The 19,161-nt window shown below is 61.4% G+C and carries 17 protein-coding genes; 10 read left to right on the top strand and 7 right to left on the bottom strand.

The window, feature by feature from the left end:
- Positions 1-75: 75 nt before the first annotated feature.
- Positions 76-708, bottom strand: coding sequence for a TetR/AcrR family transcriptional regulator (locus tag J3P81_RS01290; protein ID WP_434561735.1), 633 nt, complete (start codon positions 706-708; stop codon positions 76-78).
- 239 nt (positions 709-947) lie between these two features.
- A complete protein-coding gene (locus tag J3P81_RS01295) occupies positions 948-2,324 on the bottom strand; it encodes a glutamine synthetase family protein (protein WP_420765081.1) in 1,377 nt (458 codons plus the stop codon).
- A gap of 278 nt (positions 2,325-2,602) precedes the next feature.
- On the opposite strand from J3P81_RS01295, the gene J3P81_RS01300 reads away from it, so the two are divergent.
- The 8 genes from J3P81_RS01300 (at position 2,603) to J3P81_RS01335 (ending at position 11,791) form a co-directional block, all read left to right on the top strand.
- Positions 2,603-3,379, top strand: coding sequence for a gamma-glutamyl-gamma-aminobutyrate hydrolase family protein (locus tag J3P81_RS01300; protein ID WP_434561737.1), 777 nt, complete (start codon positions 2,603-2,605; stop codon positions 3,377-3,379).
- Positions 3,380-3,419: 40 nt separating this feature from the next.
- Positions 3,420-4,778: a glutamine synthetase family protein gene (locus J3P81_RS01305; protein WP_030138097.1), complete on the top strand. Its 1,359-nt coding sequence runs from the start codon at positions 3,420-3,422 to the stop codon at positions 4,776-4,778.
- 55 nt (positions 4,779-4,833) lie between these two features.
- A complete protein-coding gene (locus tag J3P81_RS01310; RefSeq protein ID WP_434561739.1) occupies positions 4,834-6,198 on the top strand; it encodes an aspartate aminotransferase family protein in 1,365 nt (454 codons plus the stop codon).
- Positions 6,199-6,396: 198 nt separating this feature from the next.
- A complete protein-coding gene (locus J3P81_RS01315; protein WP_420765174.1) occupies positions 6,397-7,494 on the top strand; it encodes a polyamine ABC transporter substrate-binding protein in 1,098 nt (365 codons plus the stop codon).
- A gap of 184 nt (positions 7,495-7,678) precedes the next feature.
- Positions 7,679-8,776, top strand: a complete 1,098-nt coding sequence (locus J3P81_RS01320) for a polyamine ABC transporter substrate-binding protein (RefSeq protein WP_434561741.1) — start codon at positions 7,679-7,681, stop codon at positions 8,774-8,776.
- A 71-nt stretch (positions 8,777-8,847) separates the two neighbouring features.
- On the top strand, positions 8,848-9,990 hold the full coding sequence (locus J3P81_RS01325) for an ABC transporter ATP-binding protein (RefSeq protein WP_420765077.1): 1,143 nt from the start codon (positions 8,848-8,850) through the stop codon (positions 9,988-9,990).
- Positions 9,987-10,904 carry an ABC transporter permease subunit gene (locus J3P81_RS01330; RefSeq protein ID WP_420765076.1) on the top strand — a complete coding sequence of 306 codons (918 nt, stop codon included), beginning with the start codon at positions 9,987-9,989 and terminating at the stop codon, positions 10,902-10,904. The genes J3P81_RS01325 and J3P81_RS01330 overlap by 4 nt, the downstream gene beginning before the upstream one ends.
- The gene (locus tag J3P81_RS01335; protein ID WP_420765075.1) at positions 10,904-11,791 is read left to right on the top strand and encodes an ABC transporter permease subunit; all 888 of its coding nucleotides are present in this window, start codon (positions 10,904-10,906) and stop codon (positions 11,789-11,791) included. Before J3P81_RS01330 ends, J3P81_RS01335 begins: the two co-directional genes overlap by 1 nt.
- Positions 11,792-11,919: 128 nt before the next feature.
- Here the strand turns inward: J3P81_RS01335 and J3P81_RS01340 are convergent, their stop codons facing one another.
- A complete protein-coding gene (locus J3P81_RS01340; protein ID WP_434561743.1) occupies positions 11,920-12,558 on the bottom strand; it encodes an HD domain-containing protein in 639 nt (212 codons plus the stop codon).
- 184 nt (positions 12,559-12,742) lie between these two features.
- Between J3P81_RS01340 and J3P81_RS01345 the strand changes: the two genes are divergently transcribed.
- Positions 12,743-13,708, top strand: a complete 966-nt coding sequence (locus J3P81_RS01345; protein WP_434564069.1) for a GlxA family transcriptional regulator — start codon at positions 12,743-12,745, stop codon at positions 13,706-13,708.
- 2 nt (positions 13,709-13,710) lie between these two features.
- On the opposite strand, the gene J3P81_RS01350 is transcribed toward J3P81_RS01345, so the two are convergent.
- From J3P81_RS01350 to J3P81_RS01360, 3 genes are all read right to left on the bottom strand, one after another.
- Complete coding sequence (locus tag J3P81_RS01350; protein ID WP_014340738.1) at positions 13,711-14,052, bottom strand: carboxymuconolactone decarboxylase family protein; 342 nt, start codon at positions 14,050-14,052, stop codon at positions 13,711-13,713.
- A gap of 99 nt (positions 14,053-14,151) precedes the next feature.
- The gene (locus J3P81_RS01355; RefSeq protein WP_434561745.1) at positions 14,152-16,560 is read right to left on the bottom strand and encodes a penicillin acylase family protein; all 2,409 of its coding nucleotides are present in this window, start codon (positions 16,558-16,560) and stop codon (positions 14,152-14,154) included.
- 108 nt (positions 16,561-16,668) lie between these two features.
- Entirely contained in the window at positions 16,669-17,256 is a 588-nt protein-coding gene (locus J3P81_RS01360) for a DUF6436 domain-containing protein (RefSeq protein WP_434561747.1), read from the bottom strand.
- 107 nt (positions 17,257-17,363) lie between these two features.
- Here J3P81_RS01360 and J3P81_RS01365 point away from each other — a divergent pair, with 107 nt between their 5' ends.
- Complete coding sequence (locus tag J3P81_RS01365) at positions 17,364-18,311, top strand: alpha/beta hydrolase (RefSeq protein WP_434561749.1); 948 nt, start codon at positions 17,364-17,366, stop codon at positions 18,309-18,311.
- Positions 18,312-18,409: 98 nt separating this feature from the next.
- Here the strand turns inward: J3P81_RS01365 and J3P81_RS01370 are convergent, their stop codons facing one another.
- On the bottom strand, positions 18,410-19,153 hold the full coding sequence (locus tag J3P81_RS01370) for a DUF2059 domain-containing protein (RefSeq protein ID WP_434561751.1): 744 nt from the start codon (positions 19,151-19,153) through the stop codon (positions 18,410-18,412).
- Between the last annotated feature and the right edge of the window lie 8 nt (positions 19,154-19,161).

The raw sequence follows: 19,161 nt of genomic DNA on the forward strand, positions 1-19,161 counted from the left end.
TCCGTGTTTTACCCCGGGCCCCGGACGGCGTGAGCCCTTCGGGGCTTATCGTTCCCACGCGAAGCGTGGGCACGATCAATCAGGGCGCTTGGGCAGATACGGTGGCAGATACAGCCCCAGGTACGCGTCAAACACACGCATGCCTTCTTCAGCCATTCGCGGAGTGATCTGGCCGTGTTGCTGGACCGAGCGGGCGTAGACGCGGTCGCCCAGTTCCATGGCCAGGGCGAATACGTCGACGTCGGAGGGCAGTGTCGGCAGCTCGAAATGCCGGGCGAACACGGTGTGCATCAACGCCCCCAGTTCCAGGTCGTGCTGGCGGTCAGCCTGGGTGACTTCGGTGAGGCCATGCTGGGCCAGGATCAGTTGCCGAGCGGCGGCGTCCTCGCTGTAGATCACCAGCATCCGTTGTTCCACCAGCCGCGACAGGTCGTGCCAATGGTTCAGCGCGCCATGGTCGATAGGTGCTTGCAGGCAGGCGCGAAAGGCGGCGTGAACGTCGGCGGTCAGGGCTTCGAGCAGTGCCGGGACGCTGGCAAAGAAGTGGTAGACGGAGGAGGGCGGGATCCCCGCGCGTTCGGCGACGCTGTAGATCGACAGGCTGGCCACGCCTTCGGCGGCAAGCAGCGTACGGGCGGCATCGAGGATCGAGTCGATCCGGGCCTGGCTGCGTGCGCGAGGTTTGCGAGGGGTGGCGATGCGCGTCATGGACGTCTCCTGCGGGGCTGGCGGGCATTGTACGAGTCGGTTCTTGTGTTGTCTGCCAGGCCGTCATCGCGAGCAAGCGCTCTCCCACATTGAGTGTGCGGTGCCCCTTGAATCATGTGCGCTGAAAATCCCTGTGGGAGCGAGCTTGCTCGCGATCGGCCGAAGGCGGCCACCCGCCCAGACATAAAAAAACGCCGCAGGCCATAAGGTCTGCGGCGTTTCTTTTTTACCGCAACCGCTTACACGGTATGCAGGTACCAGTTGTATTCAAGGTCGGAGATGGAATGTTCGAACTCTTCCAGCTCACTTTCCTTGCAGGCCACGAAGATATCGATGTATTTCGGGTCGATGTACTTGGCCATGACTTCGCTGTCGTCCAGTTCGCGCAAGGCATCGCGCAGGTTGTTCGGCAGGCTTTGCTCGTTCTGCTCGTAGCTGTTGCCTTCGACCGGCGCGCCGGGCTCGATCTTGTTGACCAGGCCGTGGTGAACGCCCGCCAGCACGGAGGCCATCAGCAGGTACGGGTTGGCGTCGGCGCCGGCAACCCGGTGTTCCAGGCGCACGGCATCGGCTGAGCCGGTCGGCACGCGCAAGGCCACGGTGCGGTTGTCCAGGCCCCAGGACGGCGAGTTCGGCACGTAGAACTGCGCGCCGAAACGACGATAGGAGTTGACGTTCGGGCAGAGGAAAGCCATCTGCGCGGGCAGGGTCTCGAGCACACCGCCGATCGCGTGACGCAGCGCGGCGTTCTGCTCGGGATCCTCGCTGGCAAAGATATTCTTGCCGTCTTTGTCCAGGATCGAGATGTGGACATGCAGGCCGTTGCCCGCCTGGCCCGGATACGGCTTGGCCATGAAGGTGGTGTCCATTTCATGGTCGTAGGCAATGTTCTTGATCAGCCGCTTGAGCAGTACCGCGTAGTCGCAGGCCTTGATCGGGTCGGCCACGTGGTGCAGGTTCACTTCGAACTGCGCCGGGGCGCTTTCCTTGACGATGGCGTCGGCGGGAATGCCTTGCTCCTTGGCCCCTTCGAGGATGTCCTGGAGGCAATCGACGTATTCGTCCAGGTCATCGATCAGGTAGACCTGGGTCGAATGCGGGCGTTTGCCGGAGATCGGTGAGCGGGGTGGTTGCGGACGGCCGTTCACGTTCTCCTGGTCGATCAGGTAGAACTCCAGCTCGAATGCCGCGCAAATGGTCAGGCCCAATTCGTCGAACTTGGTCACGACCTGGCGCAAGACTTCCCGAGGGTCGGCGAAGAACGGGTCGCCTTCGAGTTCGTGCATGGTCATCAGCAGTTGCGCGGTCGGGCGCTTCTGCCAGGGTTCATTGCTCAGGGTGCCGGGGATGGGATAGCAGATGCGGTCGGCATCGCCGATGTCCAGGCCCAGGCCGGTGCTTTCCACCGTCGAGCCGTTGATATCCAGGGCAAATAGAGAGGCCGGCAGGTTGATGCCTTTCTCGTAAACCTTGTGGAGGCTGGTGCGTTCGATGCGCTTGCCGCGCACCACACCATTCATATCCGCAATCAGAAGGTCAACGTACAGAACCTCAGGATGTTCCTTAAGGAACGCGTTCGCTTCGTTAAGCTGAACGGCACGCGGGGGTACCGACATGATGCAACACCTTTGTTGTTAAAAATATCAATCATTGATCTCTTCGAAAGCCAGTCAACCCGAACGGCATGCCGAAGTCAAGCTGGGCCTTTTGTGCCCTAAAAAAGCACCCGAGGGGCATTTTTGAGGCAGTTTGGGGCGTTTTTTTTCTTTTGAGGGCCTTCGCGCCCGCAGGCTTGAGCGTGCCGTGTTGTATTTTTTACGGGGGTGTTGTGTAAAAAAATGAACAAGGCTAAGCTCGATTCAAACCCATAACAGCAATAATACCGGGGTGCTTCATGTCTCGCCTGCCGTTAATCGGCGTCACCACCTGCTCCAGGCAGATCGGTTTGCATGCGTATCACACCACTGGCGACAAATATGCCCGGGCTGTCGCAACAGCCGCCAAGGGTTTGCCAGTGCTGATTCCCTCCCTGGCGGATCTGTTCGCACCGTCCGATATTCTGGACGCCCTGGACGGTATTCTTTTTACCGGCTCTCCTTCCAATGTAGAACCTTTTCACTATCAAGGCCCCGCCAGCGCGCCAGGCACTGCCCATGATCCTGCACGGGATGCCATTACCCTTCCACTGATACGCGCTGCCGTCGATGCGGGCGTTCCGGTGCTGGGCATCTGTCGGGGTTTCCAGGAGATGAACGTAGCCTTTGGCGGCAGCCTGCATCAGAAAGTTCATGAAGTCGGAACCTTCATCGATCATCGTGAAGACGACACCCAGCCGGTGGACATTCAATACGGCCCGGCCCATGCCGTGCATGTCCAGCCAGGCGGGGTCCTCGCGGCCCTGGGCCTGCCGCCGCACATTGAGGTCAACTCGATTCACAGCCAGGGCATCGAGCGCCTGGCACCGGGGCTGCGGGTTGAAGCGCTGGCGCCGGATGGCCTGATCGAAGCCGTCTCGGTTGTACAAGGCAAGGCTTTTGCTTTAGGTGTGCAATGGCACCCGGAATGGGCGGTAGGCTCTAATCCGAACTATCTTGCGATTTTCCAGGCATTTGGCGATGCCTGCCGAGCAAGGGCAACACAACGCGACGCCGATGCGTCAAACAACGCCTGACTACTAATAGCAGCCAGGAAACTCACGCCTAGAGGCATTTATGAGTAACAACCTCGACCAGCTCACCGATTGGTTGAAAGACCACAAGATCACAGAAGTCGAATGCATGATTGGCGACCTGACCGGCATCACCCGGGGCAAGATTTCGCCGACCAACAAGTTCATTGCCGAAAAAGGCATGCGCCTGCCCGAGAGCGTCCTGCTCCAGACCGTAACGGGCGACTATGTCGAAGACGACATCTATTACGAACTGCTCGACCCTGCCGACATCGACATGATGTGCCGCCCGGACGAAAACGCAGTCTTCCTGGTGCCCTGGGCCATCGAGCCCACCGCTCAAGTGATCCATGACTCCTACGACAAGCAGGGCAACCCCATCGAGCTGTCGCCCCGCAACGTATTGAAGAAGGTGCTCAAGCTCTACGCGGACAAGGGCTGGCAGCCGATTGTCGCGCCGGAGATGGAGTTCTACCTGACCAAGCGCAGCGACGACCCGGACTTTCCGCTGCAACCACCGATCGGCCGCTCCGGCCGGCCGGAAACCGGTCGCCAGTCGTTCTCGATCGAAGCGGCCAACGAATTCGACCCGCTGTTCGAAGACGTCTATGACTGGTGCGAATTGCAGGAGCTGGACCTCGACACACTGATCCACGAGGACGGCACCGCGCAGATGGAAATCAATTTCCGTCACGGCGATGCGCTGTCCCTGGCCGACCAGATCCTGGTGTTCAAACGCACCATGCGCGAGGCCGCGCTCAAGCACGACGTGGCCGCCACGTTCATGGCCAAGCCCATGACCGGCGAGCCGGGCAGCGCCATGCACCTGCACCAGAGCATTATCGACAAGGAAACAGGCAAGAACGTCTTCTCCAATGAAGACGGGACCATGAGCGATCTGTTCCTGCACCACATCGGCGGCCTGCAGAAATTCATCCCTGAGCTGTTGCCGCTGTTTGCACCCAACGTCAACTCGTTCCGCCGCTTCCTGCCCGACACCTCGGCGCCGGTGAACGTGGAGTGGGGCGAAGAGAACCGCACCGTGGGCCTGCGGGTGCCGGATGCCGGGCCGCAGAACCGTCGGGTGGAAAACCGCCTGCCGGGCGCCGACGCCAACCCGTACCTGGCGATTGCCGCCAGCCTGCTGTGCGGCTACATCGGCATGGTCGAAGGCATCAACCCGAGCGCGCCGGTGGTGGGTCGAGGGTATGAGCGCCGCAACCTGCGCCTGCCGCTGACCATCGAAGACGCCCTGGAACGCATGGAGAACAGCACCACCATCGAGAAGTACCTGGGCAAGAAATTCATCACGGGCTACGTCGCGGTCAAACGGGCCGAGCATGAAAACTTCAAGCGCGTCATCAGTTCGTGGGAGCGGGAATTCCTGCTCTTTGCCGTCTGATGCGCCGGGCGGGGCTGCCATAGGCCCCGCCCTCATGGAATAAAGGAGAATTCGCATGACCCGCAACAACCCGCAAACTCGCGAATGGCAGGCTCTTAGCAGCGATCATCACCTGGCACCGTTCAGCGACTTCAAGCAACTGAAAGAGACAGGCCCGCGCATCATCACCCACGCCAAGGGCGTGTACCTCTGGGACAGTGAAGGCAACAAGATTCTCGACGGCATGGCCGGCCTCTGGTGCGTGGCCGTTGGCTACGGTCGCGATGAACTGGCGGACGCCGCCAGCCAACAGATGCGTGAGCTGCCGTACTACAACCTCTTCTTCCAGACCGCTCACCCGCCCGTGCTGGAATTGTCCAAGGCCATCGCCGATATCGCGCCGCAAGGCATGAACCACGTGTTCTTCACCGGCTCTGGCTCCGAAGGCAACGACACCATGTTGCGCATGGTCCGCCACTACTGGGCGATCAAGGGCCAGCCGAACAAGAAAGTCATCATCAGTCGCAAGAACGGTTATCACGGTTCGACCGTGGCCGGCGCGAGCCTGGGCGGCATGACCTACATGCACGAGCAAGGCGACCTGCCGATCCCGGGCATCGTCCACATCGCCCAACCGTACTGGTTCGGTGAAGGCGGCGACATGAGCCCTGAAGAGTTCGGCATCTGGGCGGCCAATCAGCTGGAAGAAAAAATCCTCGAGATCGGCGTGGATAACGTCGGTGCGTTCATCGCCGAGCCGATCCAGGGCGCCGGTGGCGTGATCGTGCCACCGGACAGCTACTGGCCGCGCATGAAGGAAATCCTCGCCAAGTACGACATCCTCTTCGTGGCCGACGAGGTCATCTGTGGTTTCGGGCGCACCGGCGAGTGGTTCGGTACCGACCATTACGGGTTGAAACCACACATGATGACCATCGCCAAGGGCCTGACCTCCGGCTACATCCCCATGGGTGGCCTGATTGTGCGCGACGACGTGGTTGCGGTGCTCAACGAAGGCGGCGATTTCAACCACGGGTTCACCTACTCCGGCCATCCGGTGGCTGCGGCAGTGGCCCTGGAAAATATCAGGATTCTGCGCGACGAGAAGATCATAGAGCGTGTCCACGGCGAGACGGCACCCTATTTGCAGCAACGTCTGCGGGAACTGAACGATCATCCGCTGGTGGGTGAAGTGCGCGGCGTCGGTTTGCTGGGGGCAATCGAGCTGGTCCAGGACAAGGCCACGCGCAAGCGTTACGAAGGCAAGGGCGTGGGCATGATCTGCCGGCAGTTCTGCTTCGATAATGGGCTGATCATGCGCGCCGTGGGCGACACCATGATCATTGCGCCACCGCTGGTGATCAGCAAGGCCGAGATCGACGAACTGGTGGCCAAGGCGCGGCAATGCCTGGACCTGACGCTCAGTGCGTTACAGGGCTAAGTGCTAGGCTCTGAGCGAGGTGCCGGCATGGGCCTCGCCCAGCGTGAACAAAAGGCTGGGCTTTTGTTGAAAGCTTGCCCTGTAACTTGCCAGACTACCCCCGCTGTTCAAGTTGCCAGAGAGCCGGCTACGCAACCGTGGCCAAGAAGAATAACTGGAGCACTTTTCATGAAGGCATTAGGCATGAAGACATTAGGTATGAAGTTAGCTGGCAAGACCCTCCTCGCCATGTCCCTGATGGGCGTGATGGCGGGCGCCGTCCAGGCGGACGACAAGGTGCTGCACGTCTATAACTGGTCCGACTACATCGCGCCGGACACGGTCGCCAAGTTCGAGAAGGAAACGGGGATCAAGGTCGTCTACGACGTATTCGACAGTAACGAGACGCTGGAAGCCAAGTTGCTGGCCGGCAAATCCGGCTATGACGTCGTGGTGCCGTCGAACAACTTCCTCGCCAAGCAGATCAAGGCCGGCGTCTACCAGGAGCTGGACAAGTCCAAGCTGCCGAACTGGAAGAACCTGGACCCCGACCTGCTCAAGGCCGTCGGCGATGCCAGCGACCAGGGCAACAAGCACGCGTTTCCGTACATGTGGGGCACCATTGGCATCGGGTACAACCCCGAGAAGGTCAAGGCCGCGTTGGGCGTCGACAAGATCGACTCCTGGGACGTGCTGCTCAAGCCCGAGAACATTGCCAAGCTCAAGAGCTGCGGCGTGAGCTTCCTCGATTCGCCAACCGAAATGATTCCCGTGGCTCTGCATTACCTCGGCTACCCGACCGACAGCCAGGACAAGAAGCAACTGGCCGAAGCCGAAGCACTGTTCCTCAAGCTGCGCCCATCGATCGGTTACTTCCACTCTTCCAAGTACATTTCGGACCTGGCCAACGGCAACATCTGCGTGGCCGTGGGTTACTCGGGTGATATCGAGCAATCCAAGAGCCGTGCGGCTGAAGCTGGCGGCAAGGTGAAAGTGGCCTACACCATTCCGAAGGAAGGTGCCGGTTCGTTCTACGACATGGTCGCCATTCCAAAAGATGCCGAAAACGTCGAAGCCGCCTACAAGTGGATGAACTTCATCATGCAGCCGGAAATCATGGCTGAGATCACCGACAACGTGCGTTTCCCTAACGGCAACAAGGCCGCCACCGCGCTGGTGGACAAGGAAATCTCCGGTGACCCGAGCATCTACCCATCGGACGAAGTGAAGGCCAAGCTGTACGCCATCGCCGACCTGCCGTCGGCGACCCAGCGGATCCTGACCCGCAGCTGGACCAAGATCAAATCCGGCAAATAAGCCGGCTTGAAGCACGCTCCGGTTGTCGCCGTCCCCGGGAGGGCGGCAACAGGAGCAATTAAATAACTAAAAGTTTTGCTGGATCGGTTTATCGAGGGTAAGTTGCGCGCCGGTTTTGTTGCAGGGCATATCGTTGCCCGGTAACGGGGGCAACTTGGGCCCAACTATTTAAGAGGACCTCCACGTGCCTGTCTTTTCTTTGTTGCGCAACGCCTTGCTGGTCGGTGCTGGCCTGACACTCGCTGTCAGTGCCCAAGCGGCTTCCACCGTGCATATTTATAACTGGTCGGACTACATCGGCGAATCCACCCTGGCAGACTTCGAGAAAGCCACCGGGATCAAGCCGGTCTACGATGTGTTCGATTCCAACGAAACCCTGGAAGGCAAGTTGCTGGCCGGTCGCACCGGTTACGACGTGGTCGTGCCGTCCAACCATTTCCTGGGCAAGCAGATCAAGGCCGGGGCGTTTCAGAAGCTCGACAAATCGCAGCTGCCGAACTACGCCAACCTCGATCCTTCGCTGCTCAAGCGTCTGGAAAAAAACGACTCGGGCAATCAATACGCCGTGCCTTACCTGTGGGGCACCAACGGCATCGGCTATAACGTCGAGAAGATCAAGGCGGTACTGGGTGTCGAAAAAATCGACTCGTGGGCCATGCTGTTTGAACCGGAAAACATCAAGAAGCTGTCCAGCTGCGGCGTTTCGTTCCTCGACTCGGGCGACGAGATGATCCCGGCGATGCTCAACTACCTGGGTCTGGACCCCAACAGCCAGAACCCCGAAGACTACAAGAAGGCCGAGGCCCAGCTCCTCAAGATCCGGCCTTACGTGACCTACTTCAACTCATCCAAGTACATCTCGGACCTGGCCAACGGCAACATCTGCGTGGCTGCCGGGTTCTCCGGCGATATTTTCCAGGCCCGTGAACGTGCCAGCGAGGCCGGCAAGGGCGTCGAAATCGCCTACGTGATTCCCAAGGAAGGCGGCAACCTCTGGTTCGACATGCTGGCAATCCCACGCGACGCCGCCAACGTCAAGGAGGCCCACGCGTTCATCAACTATCTGCTCAAGCCTGAGGTCATCGCCCAGGTGAGCGACTACGTCGGTTATGCCAACCCGAACCCCAAGGCTGGCGAACTGATGGACCAGGAAGTGCGCACCGACGAAGCGGTTTATCCCCCGCAGGAGGTTGTCGACAAGCTCTACGTCAACTCCGAGTTGCCGCCCAAGATCCAACGACTCATGACCCGCAGCTGGACCAAGGTCAAGTCGGGTAAATAGCGTCAAGCGCTCTAACTTTTCCAAGGTTCGCCCGTCTTGGGCGAGCTGCAAATTTTGTGGGAGTTTCGTAAATGGCAGTTGCCTCCGGCGCCTATAAGAAAGCCCTCGAGGGCGACCAGACACCCAAGCAGGTGCTGGTCAAGATCGACCGGGTCACGAAGAAGTTCGACGAGACGATTGCCGTGGACGACGTGTCCCTGGAAATCAAGAAAGGCGAGATCTTTGCCTTGCTCGGCGGTTCGGGATCGGGCAAATCCACTTTGCTGCGCATGCTGGCAGGCTTCGAGCGGCCCACGGAGGGGCGGATTTTCCTCGATGGCGTGGACATCACCGACCTGCCGCCCTACGAGCGGCCGATCAACATGATGTTCCAGTCCTACGCCTTGTTCCCCCACATGACCGTGGCACAGAACATCGCCTTCGGCCTGCAACAGGACAAGATCCCGAAAGCCGAGATCGATGCCCGCGTGGCTGAAATGCTCAAGCTGGTGCAGATGAGCCAGTACGCCAAGCGCAAGCCGCACCAACTCTCTGGTGGCCAGCGCCAGCGCGTGGCCCTGGCCCGATCCCTGGCCAAGCGGCCCAAACTCTTGCTGCTCGACGAGCCAATGGGCGCTCTGGACAAGAAGCTGCGCTCGCAGATGCAACTTGAGCTGGTGGAGATCATCGAGCGGGTCGGCGTGACTTGCGTGATGGTGACTCACGACCAGGAAGAGGCCATGACGATGGCCGAGCGCATTGCGATCATGCACCTGGGATGGATCGCCCAGATCGGCAGCCCGATCGATATCTACGAGACCCCGACCAGCCGCCTGGTCTGTGAATTCATCGGCAACGTCAACATCTTCGAGACCGAAGTGGTGGACGACGCCGAGGGCCACGCGGTGCTGACGTGCAAGGACCTGGACCGCAACATTTACGTCGGTCACGGCATCAGCACCTCGGTGCAGGACAAGTCCGTCACCTACGCCATCCGCCCGGAAAAACTCCTGGTCACGCCCGAGCAGCCAACCTGCGAGCACAACTGGTCCAGTGGCAAGGTCCATGACATCGCCTACCTGGGCGGCCACTCGGTGTTCTACGTCGAGCTGCCGAGTGGCAAGCTGGTGCAGTCGTTCGTCGCCAACGCCGAACGCCGAGGCCAGCGTCCGACCTGGGGCGACCAGGTATTCGTCTGGTGGGAAGACGACAGCGGCGTGGTGCTTCGCTCATGAACATGCGCAAGTTCAAACGCCGACTCGCCCGAATAACGCCCGGTGGCCGTCAGATGGTCATCGGGGTGCCCTTCATCTGGCTGTTCCTGTTCTTCATGCTGCCGTTCTTCATCGTCCTGAAGATCAGTTTCGCCGAAGCCGACGTGGCGATCCCGCCTTACACCGAAATCTACAGCTACATCGACCAGAAGCTGCAGGTGCTGCTCAACCTTGGCAACTATGTGATGCTCAGCGAGGATGAGCTGTACATCTCCGCCTATCTAGGCTCGCTGAAGATGGCGCTGATCAGCACCACGTTGTGCCTGTTGATCGGCTACCCCATGGCCTATGGCATCGCCAACGCCCGCAAAGAGATGCAGACGGTGCTGGTGCTGCTGATCATGATGCCGACCTGGACCGCGATCCTGATTCGCGTCTACGCGTGGATGGGTATCCTCAGCAACAACGGCTTGCTCAACGGCTTTCTGATGAGCATGGGTTGGATCAGCGAACCCCTGCAAATTCTCAACACCAACCTGGCGGTTTATATCGGCGTGGTCTATTCCTACCTGCCGTTCATGATCCTGCCGCTCTACGCCAACCTGGTGAAGCATGATGCCAGCCTGCTGGAAGCCGCGTCGGACCTGGGTTCGAGCACCTTCAACAGCTTCTGGAAGATCACCGTGCCGCTGTCCAAGAACGGCATCATCGCCGGCTGCATGCTGGTGTTCATCCCGGTGGTGGGCGAGTTCGTGATTCCGGAACTGCTGGGCGGCCCGGAAACGCTGATGATCGGCAAAGTGCTGTGGCAGGAATTCTTCAATAATCGAGACTGGCCGGTGGCATCCGCCTTGGCGGTGGTGATGCTGGCGATCCTGATCGTGCCCATCATCCTGTTCAACCGCAGTCAGGCCAAAGAAATGGAGGGCAAGTAATGAAGCGCTTCAGTTTTTCAAGCCTGATGCTGGTGCTGGGTCTGTTGTTCATCTACGCGCCGATGCTGATTCTGGTGATCTACTCGTTCAACGCCTCCAAACTGGTGACGGTGTGGGGCGGTTGGTCAGTCAAGTGGTACGTCGGCCTGCTGGACAACAGCCAGCTGATGGGCTCGGTGATGCGCTCGTTGGAAATCGCCTGCTACACGGCGATTGCCGCGGTGGCCCTGGGCACGCTGGCGGCCTTCGTGCTGACCCGCATCACCCACTTCAAGGGTCGGACGCTGTTCGGCGGCCTGGTCACAGCGCCATTGGTGATGCCGGAAGTGATCACCGGCTTGTCGCTGTTGCTGTTGTTCGTGGCCATGGCGCAAATGATCGGCTGGCCCCAGGAACGTGGCATCGTCACGATCTGGATCGCCCACACGACGTTCTGCGCGGCCTACGTGGCGGTGGTGGTCTCGGCGCGCTTGCGTGAGCTGGACCTGTCCATCGAAGAGGCGGCCATGGACCTCGGCGCGCGGCCGTGGAAGGTGTTCTTCCTGATCACCATTCCAATGATCGCGCCGTCGCTGGCGGCGGGCGGCATGATGTCGTTCGCGCTGTCCCTCGACGACCTGGTGTTGGCAAGCTTCGTCTCCGGCCCTGGCTCGACCACCTTGCCGATGGAAGTCTTCTCGGCGGTGCGCCTGGGGGTGAAACCGGAAATCAACGCCGTGGCGAGCTTGATCCTGCTGGCGGTGTCCCTGGTGACCTTCCTGGTCTGGTACTTCAGCCGCCGTGCCGAAGAAAACCGCAAGCGGGCGATCCAGCAAGCGATCGAGGAAAGCGCCGCCGATTCCTGGAAGCAACCGGAAGTACGCCGGGCGGAAACCGCTTCGGCCTAACCGACTCTGGGACCAAAATGTGGGAGCGAGCTCGCTCCCACTGGTTTTTTTTTGCCCGCAAATCCGTGGCTCAGCGCAGATCCCCTTGTGGGAGCGAGCCTGCTCGCGATAGTGGCGGGGTGTGCTGGCTATGAATTCCAGGGCGAGCTGCGGATCACTTCAACGAAGTTCATCGGCTTGAACCCCGGCTCCTGATCCCTCAGCACATCGGTCTTCACATTGCCGAAGGTGGTATGTGGACGATGCCGCAAGCCGTCGGCGAAGGCGCAGATGATGCACTCCTTGAAGCCTTCTCCCCGGGGATGCGCATGCACCACGGCGTCGCGCTGTGCGGCGGGGAACGCGGCGTAATCCATGCCCAGCACGTCCATTTCCACGCCAGCGGTCACCAGGGCGACGTTGGGCCGCAGGTGCTTCGGCACCCCGGGCGTGGTGTGCAGCGCGATCGACAGCCACACTTGCTCGATGTCGTCATCGCTCAACCCGTAGGGTTTGAGGAAGGCCGCGGCGGCATTCGCGCCGTCCACTTCGAAGCGCTCATCGTCGCTGCGGTAGCCTTCCACCAACCCGAGGTCGTGGAACATCGCGCCAACGTAGAGCAGCTGCGGATCGTAAGCCAACTGCTGGCGCTGGCCGCTCAAGGCGCCGAACAGGAACACCCGGCGGGAATGGTGATACAGCAGGTCCGATTCAATGTCGCGAATGTATTCGGTGGTGGCCCGGGCGAGGGCGCTGTCGGGAATCTGGATGCCGGCGATGCGGGTCATGCTGCTCTCCTCTTGACGGTGCGCCGTGGCGGCGCTGAGGGTTCAGTCTGTTCGCCGGGATACGGCGCAGCAATCGCGCCATGGCTGCGATTACGGCCAATGAACTTGGGTTTCATGCCATCTGGCTTCTGCACGCCGGATTGGCTAGGGTTCTGTGGTCAACCCGGACAGGTAAGTGAGCACCATGGAAAAAACCGTCGCCATCGTGGTGTTCACGGGCGTCCAGTCCCTGGACGTCAGCGGCCCCCTGGATGTGTTCTGCGAAGCCAATCGCTTTCTCGCCGCGCAGGATCACTATCGGCTGGAAGTGATCGGCGTCGAGCGCGGCGCGACGTCTTGCTCCAACGGCATGTCCCTCAATCCCCACCGCCATTTCAGCGAAGCGTCAGGGCCGTACGACCTGCTGCTGGTCGCGGGCGGGCCGCAATTGCCGTTCATGGACGTTGGCCCAGCGTTCAATGCCTGGCTGCGCGAAGCCTGCGCCCGGGCCCGGCGCTTCGGTTCGATCTGCAATGGCGCGTTCATGCTCGCTCGGGCGGGATTGCTCCAGGGGCGGACCGTCACCACCCATTGGGGCGATGCTTCGGCGCTGGCGCAGCTGTGCCCCTCGACCCGGATCGAAGCCGATCGGCTGTACGTGCAGGACGGCGAGCTGTATACCTCGGCGGGCGTTACGGCGGGAATCGACCTGTCGCTGTTTCTGCTGGCTCAGGACCATGGGCCGGAGGTGGCACTGAATGTCGCCAAGCGGCTGGTGGTGTTCACCCAGCGTTCAGGCGGTCAATCACAGTTCAGTCCGTTTCTCGCGCCCCATGCCGAGCCGACCTCCACCGTGGCTCAGGTCCAGGCTTACGTGCTGGCGAATCTCAACGGTGATCTGGGCATCGCCAACCTCGCCAGCGCGGCGAACATGAGCCCACGCAATTTCTCCCGCGTGTTCGCCCGGGAGGCGAAGGTCACGCCAGCCGAGTTCGTCGAACAGGCCCGGGTAGACGCGGCGCGCGTGATGCTGGAAAGCACTCGGGCACCGCTCAAGACCGTCGCTTACCAATGCGGCTTTCGCGATGCCCAACACATGCGCAGCGTCTTCAATCGGCGGTTGGGCGTGACGCCGCAACAGTTCAGGTTGAATTTTGCCGCGTTGCTTTAAGCTCATTTTTTCAGTGCGTCATGGGCCTCCAGCGCCCGCAGGGAATAGATATAAGCCGCTCCGGCATTCAGCGAGACCGCCGTTGCCAGGGTGGCGGCGATTTCTTCGCGGGTTGCGCCGGCCTTGATCGCGGCGTCGGTGTGTACGCCGATGCAGCCGTCACATCGGGTGGTGATCGCCACGGCGATGGAGATCAGTTCACGGGTCTTGGCGTCGAGCACGTTGTTCTCGGCGGCAGCCTCATCCAGGGCCATGTAGGCCTTGACCATTTTCGGATTGCTTTTGCCCAGGGCGCCAAAGGCACTCTTGATGGTGGGCAGCAGTTCGGACCAGTTATTGAACATTGCATCGACTCCATTGTGATAAACGGGTTGGGCTTTTGCAGTCCTGACGATCATTGATGTCCAAGCCTGTCGATCGTCAGAAACATTCCGATGCCATGGTCAGGGCTCGGCCCTGGCGGGCAGCAGTTTCAGTGTGCCGTGGGTGTTGGCGGTGACTTCTTCCTCGGCCAGGTGCGCCTGGTGATACAGCCCTTCGATGTAGGCGTCGGCCTGGTCCTCATAGTGCTTGTCGAATGGTACGCCGCTCTGGCCGACAGGGTTGATGGTGACGCTGTGGGCCGGGTCGGCGAAGTCAATGATGCGCCGGGTGGAAGGGCCATAGGTCACGGGCCAGGGCGCCGGTCCGATCTTGGCCGAGAGATTGTTTGGCACTTCATGGGTGCCGGGTGCGGCGAACGGTCCAACGTTGAAGACCCGGTCCAGCGGCTTTTGCTGGCCCAAGGGATGCCCATGGGTCAGGGTGTGTGCCTGACCCCACCGCCATTGGGCGGGGGCGGCCCCCAGCGTCGCCCTCAAGTGCGCCAGGGCTTTGTCCCAGGCTTTGATCACCGTGTCGGCGCGGGTTTCGGTGCCCAGCGTCGATCGGTCGTCCCACCACGGCGAGTCTTTCTCGGCGGCCAGGCGTGGCAGCGCGGCGTCGATGACACGGGTCGATAGCGCGGTTTCGAAGAATCCGTCGCCCAGTTCGTCCCGCAGGGCGGTGTTGGCCAGGTCATACAGGAACTGGTTGAACAACGTGGCGCTGATGGAGTCCAGCGGGTAGTCGCCCTTCCACTCAGCCAGTTGTTCCACCCACTTGCGCTCCTGCGGGTCGCTGACCGCTTCGCGCAGGATCGGCAACAAAGGTGCAAGCAGGCGCGGGCCATAGGCGGTGGTGGTGCCCAGTTGCAGTTTCTGGGTGGTCTGGATGTCCCATTTGGCCTGTTTGTCGCTCAGTTGTCGGTCGAGTTGCTGACCCCGGTCGGCGAGGTTGTAGTAGCCAGGGATCTCGATCCCGCTGGCCGCCACCGGCTGGAAATTCGCTGAGAGGATGTAGCCCCGGGCCGGGTTCTCTTCCTGGGGATTGCTGCTGAAAGGGTAGAAACCGTCTTTTTCCGCTTCGGCGCTGGTGCCGTCGAGAATGAAGCCGGGTTTCACGCCAGCCGGCCGCTTGGGCAATTGCGCCGCGGCCCACCAGCCGATGTCGCCCTTGGCATTGGCCCAGACCACGTTCAGCCCCGGCGCATGGATATTGGCCGACGCACCGCGGGCCTTCACCAAGGTGTCGGCGCGGTTGAGCTGGTAGAACGCCTCGAGGATCGGATTGCGGCTTTCCAGGAACCCCCACCACATGGCGATTGGCGTCTTGCCCGCATTGGCGCCGAGGGCATCGTTGACGATCGGGCCGTGGGGCGACTGGCGCAACACCAGCGTTACCGGGGCCTGGCCCTTGACGGCGATCTGCTGTTCGCTGCGGGTCATGTCCACCCATTGGCCGCGGTACCAGACCTGTTCGGGGTTGTCCGGGTTGATCTTCTCGGCGATCAGGTCCAGGTCATCGTTCTGGAACATCGTGATGCTCCAGCCGAAATCCTTGTTCATGCCCAGGGAGGCGAACGGCATGAGGACCTGATACTGGCCGTAGAGTTCGAAACCTGGCGCCGACAGGTGGGCTTCGTACCACACCGACGGCGTGGAAAAGCGGATATGCGGATCGCCCGCCAGCAAAGGCTTGCCGCTGTGGGTGCGGTTGCCCGAGACCGCCCAGGCGTTGCTGCCTTCGAACTGCGGCAGGCCATGGTCGGCCAAGGCCTGCTCACTCAGGCGGGCGAGGGCGTTGAGGCCTTTCCAGTCAGTGGCGGACAGTGTCGTGCCGCCTGCCGGATCCTGAGGCAGGACGCCCTGGGGCTGCCAGTCGAGGTCGAAAATCTTCAGGTACTCGGCACCGAATTCGTCGCGCACATAGCTCAACAAGGGTTCGGTGCGAAAGGCCGCGGCGAAGCTGTAGGCCATGTAGCCGACGATGCTGGCGGTGTCTTCAGCGGTAAAGGGACGCTTGGGAATGCCCAGCACATCGAACTCCAGCGGCCGCGTGTGGGTTTGCTGATAGGCGTTGATGCCGTCCAGGTACGCTTGCGTAGCGATCCAGGCCGGCGACTGTCGATCCTGCTCGGCGACGTAGCTGGCGGCGCGCTCGCGAATGCGCAGGCTGCGCATCAGCTTGTCGGTGTCGAGCAGCTTGGGCCCGAGGATCTCGGCCAACTCGCCCCGGGCGAGGCGCCGCATGATCTCCATCTGGAACAGCCGATCCTGGGCGTGGACGTAACCGAGGGCACGGTACAGGTCGGTTTCGTTCTCGGCGCGGATATGCGGCACGCCGCGTTCGTCGTAGCGCACCGTCACCGAGCCTTGCAGCCCTTGCAACTGCACCGTGCCCTGGCGGGTGGGCTGCTTGCTGTAGAGGTAGCCGCCCGCGACGATAACGGCGGTGGCGACCAGTGACAGGAAGGCGACGAGGGTCCGTTTCATGGTCATTCCTTATTCGAGTGGCAGCGGTCCCACGATCTCGCTGTGGATCGCCTGTTTAACACGTGACCGCTTCCCGGTGCATCGTTCCTCGGAGGGATATCTTCTGCCCTACTGTTTGCTGGATGTGTCCTGGGCCCACGGACAATAACAACCCACCGCCATGGTGTGGGTTGCGTCGACTTGCCGGCCGGTACTCAACGCTTCGAGAATCGGTTCGATAAAGCTGTTGCTCGAATTGCAGGTCAAGCCTTCGCTGTACGGGCCGAAATACGCAAGTTTGCCGTGGCGGTCCCAGATCGCGACGGCGGGGCTGGCAGGAATCTGTTCCGAACCGGGAAGCGCCGGCAGTGCCTTGAGGCTATTCAGCGTGGCAGGCAGGCGGCCCTGGCTGCCGGTTTTTTGTACTGCGTAGAACGCCACGCCAAGGGGGGTGTATTTCTCGACCAGCTCGGAGAGGTGCTGCTGATTGCCAACGTTGCACGGGCAGGCCGGATCCCAGAAATGCACCAGGCGGATTGCGCCGGGGCCGGCCAGGTCGGGCGGCAGGCGCAGGGGGTCGCCGGAAAATACTGCCGTGTGTTGGCTGAACGTCCTCAGGAATCGGCCCTGGAACCAGTCGTAGGCGAGCCACAGCACGACGGCGCACGCGAGGGCGAGCAGGCTGGCAAGCAAGGTCGTGCGGTGGGACGGGCGCATGGAGTCGATCCTCTGGAGCCGCGTAGCTTGCCATGCCCGACGCGACAGATGAATATCACAGGCTTACAAAGCCTGTTTCGCGCGATGCGCTCCTGCCTGGAATACCAATGCCCGCTTCTTTTGACCCTGATCATCTGCGCGCCAGCCTGCAACCTTTGGCGCAGTGGCAGCCGCTGTCTGCGCAAGCGCAGGCCTACCAGCAATTCTATGGATTGGATTTCCCTGCACGCACGCTGCGCAGCGGCCTGGGTCGTTTCGACGTTGCGGGGTATGAGCTGGTCGGCCAGGTCTGGTGGCCGGAAAAAGCCGTGGCGACCCTGTTCCTTTTCCATGGCTATTACGACCACATGGGCCTTTACCGGCACTTGATCGACTGGGCGCTGGAGCAGCGGTTCGTGGTGATCAGCTGCGACTTGCCGGGCCATGGATTGTCCAGTGGCGAGCGCGCCAGCATCGGCGATTTCGCCGACTACCAGGCGACATTGCAAGGTTTGCTGGCAGAAGGGGAGAGCCTTGGCTTGCCGCAACCCTGGCACCTGTGCGGACAAAGCACCGGCGGGGCAATTGTGGTCGACCATGTCCTCAACCAGGGCGCAAACAGCCCGGCCCAGGGCCAGGTCATCCTGTTGTCGCCCCTGGTCCGGCCTCGCGCCTGGGGCTGGTCGCGCCTCAGTTATTACCTGCTCAAGCCGTTCGTGACCGGCATTGCCCGGCGGTTCACCGAGAATTCCACCGACCCGGATTTCCTTCCGTTCCTGCAGGCCGACCCGCTGCAACCGCTGCGCCTGCCCACCGCGTGGGTCGGGGCGCTCGCGCAGTGGATCAAGCGCATAGAGGCGGCGCCGAGCAGCCCGCGCCAGCCGTTGATCGTCCAGGGGCAGGCGGACATGACGGTGGATTGGCGACACAACCTGCAAGTGTTGCAGGGCAAATTCGACCGGCCGCAGGTTCTGATGTTGCCCCAGGGGCGGCATCACCTGGCGAATGAGAGGTTGGCGATGCGTCAGGAAATGTTTGAGTTCTTGAGCAGGCGGATGAGTCGGGTCCGGCGGTGATCGATCTATCGCGTTCGCGAGCAGGCTCGCTCCCACAATGGATCTGTGCAATCAGTCCCTGTGGGAGCGAGCCTGCTCGCGATAGCGATGTTGAATCCCTACTGCCCTAAGTTCTGCCCCACCGCCAACCCCGCCCGAATCGCCGCCAGCGCCGCCTGGTAATAGGCCTGCCCCTCGGCCGACTCGGCGAAGGTGGCGAATTCTTCCAGCTCGGTGTCGGTCAGGTCACGGTAGACGTACAGCAACGTGTTGTTCAGGTCCGCACCGATCTGGTCCATCAGGCGCTGGCGCTGGCCGTTCAACATGCCTTGAGCCTGCCCGCCGCCCAGCAAGCCTGGAATCATCGAACTCAGGCTGTCGGCCGCCACGCCGGCGATCGCCAGGCTGACTTCGGCACCGGCTTCACGGGCGGGCAGGGCCTGGGCCAGATGGCCGATGATCAGCAGGCGGTTATCGCTGGCCTCCATCTTAGGCAGGCCCTTGGCGTTCTTCGCCAATTGGTCGCGGCGGGTGGCGAGCAGTTCGGCCGCGACGACTTTGCGGCCCAGGGGCGATTGGAAAAAGGTCAGGGCCGGGTCCGGGTCGGCAAGGTTCTTGCGCAACTGGGCCTCGGCCCGCTGGTCCATGGCCTGGGGCGCGAACCGTTGGTTGCTGTTGTTCACCAACGCCTGGAACACCGCTGGCGGCAGGCTGTTCTGATAGCGCTGCTGCGCGGCATTCAAGGCGTCATTGAAATGCGCCCGTTGTTCCGGCCAGCCGGCGACCTTGTACAACTGGTCGTAGCTGTCTGCCCAGGCGGGCAATACGCAGAACATCAACAGTGAGAAAAGCAAACGGCGCATAGGGACTC

The sequence above is a fragment of the Pseudomonas sp. R1-6 genome (assembly GCF_051132115.1).
Classification (GTDB): domain Bacteria; phylum Pseudomonadota; class Gammaproteobacteria; order Pseudomonadales; family Pseudomonadaceae; genus Aquipseudomonas.

What these genes read in the sequence shown, in the direction of transcription:
- J3P81_RS01290 (WP_434561735.1), bottom strand. Translation starts at nt 708, where the DNA reads ATGACGCGCATCGCCACCCCTCGCAAACCTCGCGCACGCAGCCAGGCC.
- J3P81_RS01295 (WP_420765081.1), bottom strand. Translation starts at nt 2,324, where the DNA reads ATGTCGGTACCCCCGCGTGCCGTTCAGCTTAACGAAGCGAACGCGTTC.
- J3P81_RS01300 (WP_434561737.1), top strand. Translation starts at nt 2,603, where the DNA reads ATGTCTCGCCTGCCGTTAATCGGCGTCACCACCTGCTCCAGGCAGATC.
- J3P81_RS01305 (WP_030138097.1), top strand. Translation starts at nt 3,420, where the DNA reads ATGAGTAACAACCTCGACCAGCTCACCGATTGGTTGAAAGACCACAAG.
- J3P81_RS01310 (WP_434561739.1), top strand. Translation starts at nt 4,834, where the DNA reads ATGACCCGCAACAACCCGCAAACTCGCGAATGGCAGGCTCTTAGCAGC.
- J3P81_RS01315 (WP_420765174.1), top strand. Translation starts at nt 6,397, where the DNA reads ATGAAGTTAGCTGGCAAGACCCTCCTCGCCATGTCCCTGATGGGCGTG.
- J3P81_RS01325 (WP_420765077.1), top strand. Translation starts at nt 8,848, where the DNA reads ATGGCAGTTGCCTCCGGCGCCTATAAGAAAGCCCTCGAGGGCGACCAG.
- J3P81_RS01330 (WP_420765076.1), top strand. Translation starts at nt 9,987, where the DNA reads ATGAACATGCGCAAGTTCAAACGCCGACTCGCCCGAATAACGCCCGGT.
- J3P81_RS01335 (WP_420765075.1), top strand. Translation starts at nt 10,904, where the DNA reads ATGAAGCGCTTCAGTTTTTCAAGCCTGATGCTGGTGCTGGGTCTGTTG.
- J3P81_RS01340 (WP_434561743.1), bottom strand. Translation starts at nt 12,558, where the DNA reads ATGACCCGCATCGCCGGCATCCAGATTCCCGACAGCGCCCTCGCCCGG.
- J3P81_RS01345 (WP_434564069.1), top strand. Translation starts at nt 12,743, where the DNA reads ATGGAAAAAACCGTCGCCATCGTGGTGTTCACGGGCGTCCAGTCCCTG.
- J3P81_RS01350 (WP_014340738.1), bottom strand. Translation starts at nt 14,052, where the DNA reads ATGTTCAATAACTGGTCCGAACTGCTGCCCACCATCAAGAGTGCCTTT.
- J3P81_RS01355 (WP_434561745.1), bottom strand. Translation starts at nt 16,560, where the DNA reads ATGAAACGGACCCTCGTCGCCTTCCTGTCACTGGTCGCCACCGCCGTT.
- J3P81_RS01360 (WP_434561747.1), bottom strand. Translation starts at nt 17,256, where the DNA reads ATGCGCCCGTCCCACCGCACGACCTTGCTTGCCAGCCTGCTCGCCCTC.
- J3P81_RS01365 (WP_434561749.1), top strand. Translation starts at nt 17,364, where the DNA reads ATGCCCGCTTCTTTTGACCCTGATCATCTGCGCGCCAGCCTGCAACCT.
- J3P81_RS01370 (WP_434561751.1), bottom strand. Translation starts at nt 19,153, where the DNA reads ATGCGCCGTTTGCTTTTCTCACTGTTGATGTTCTGCGTATTGCCCGCC.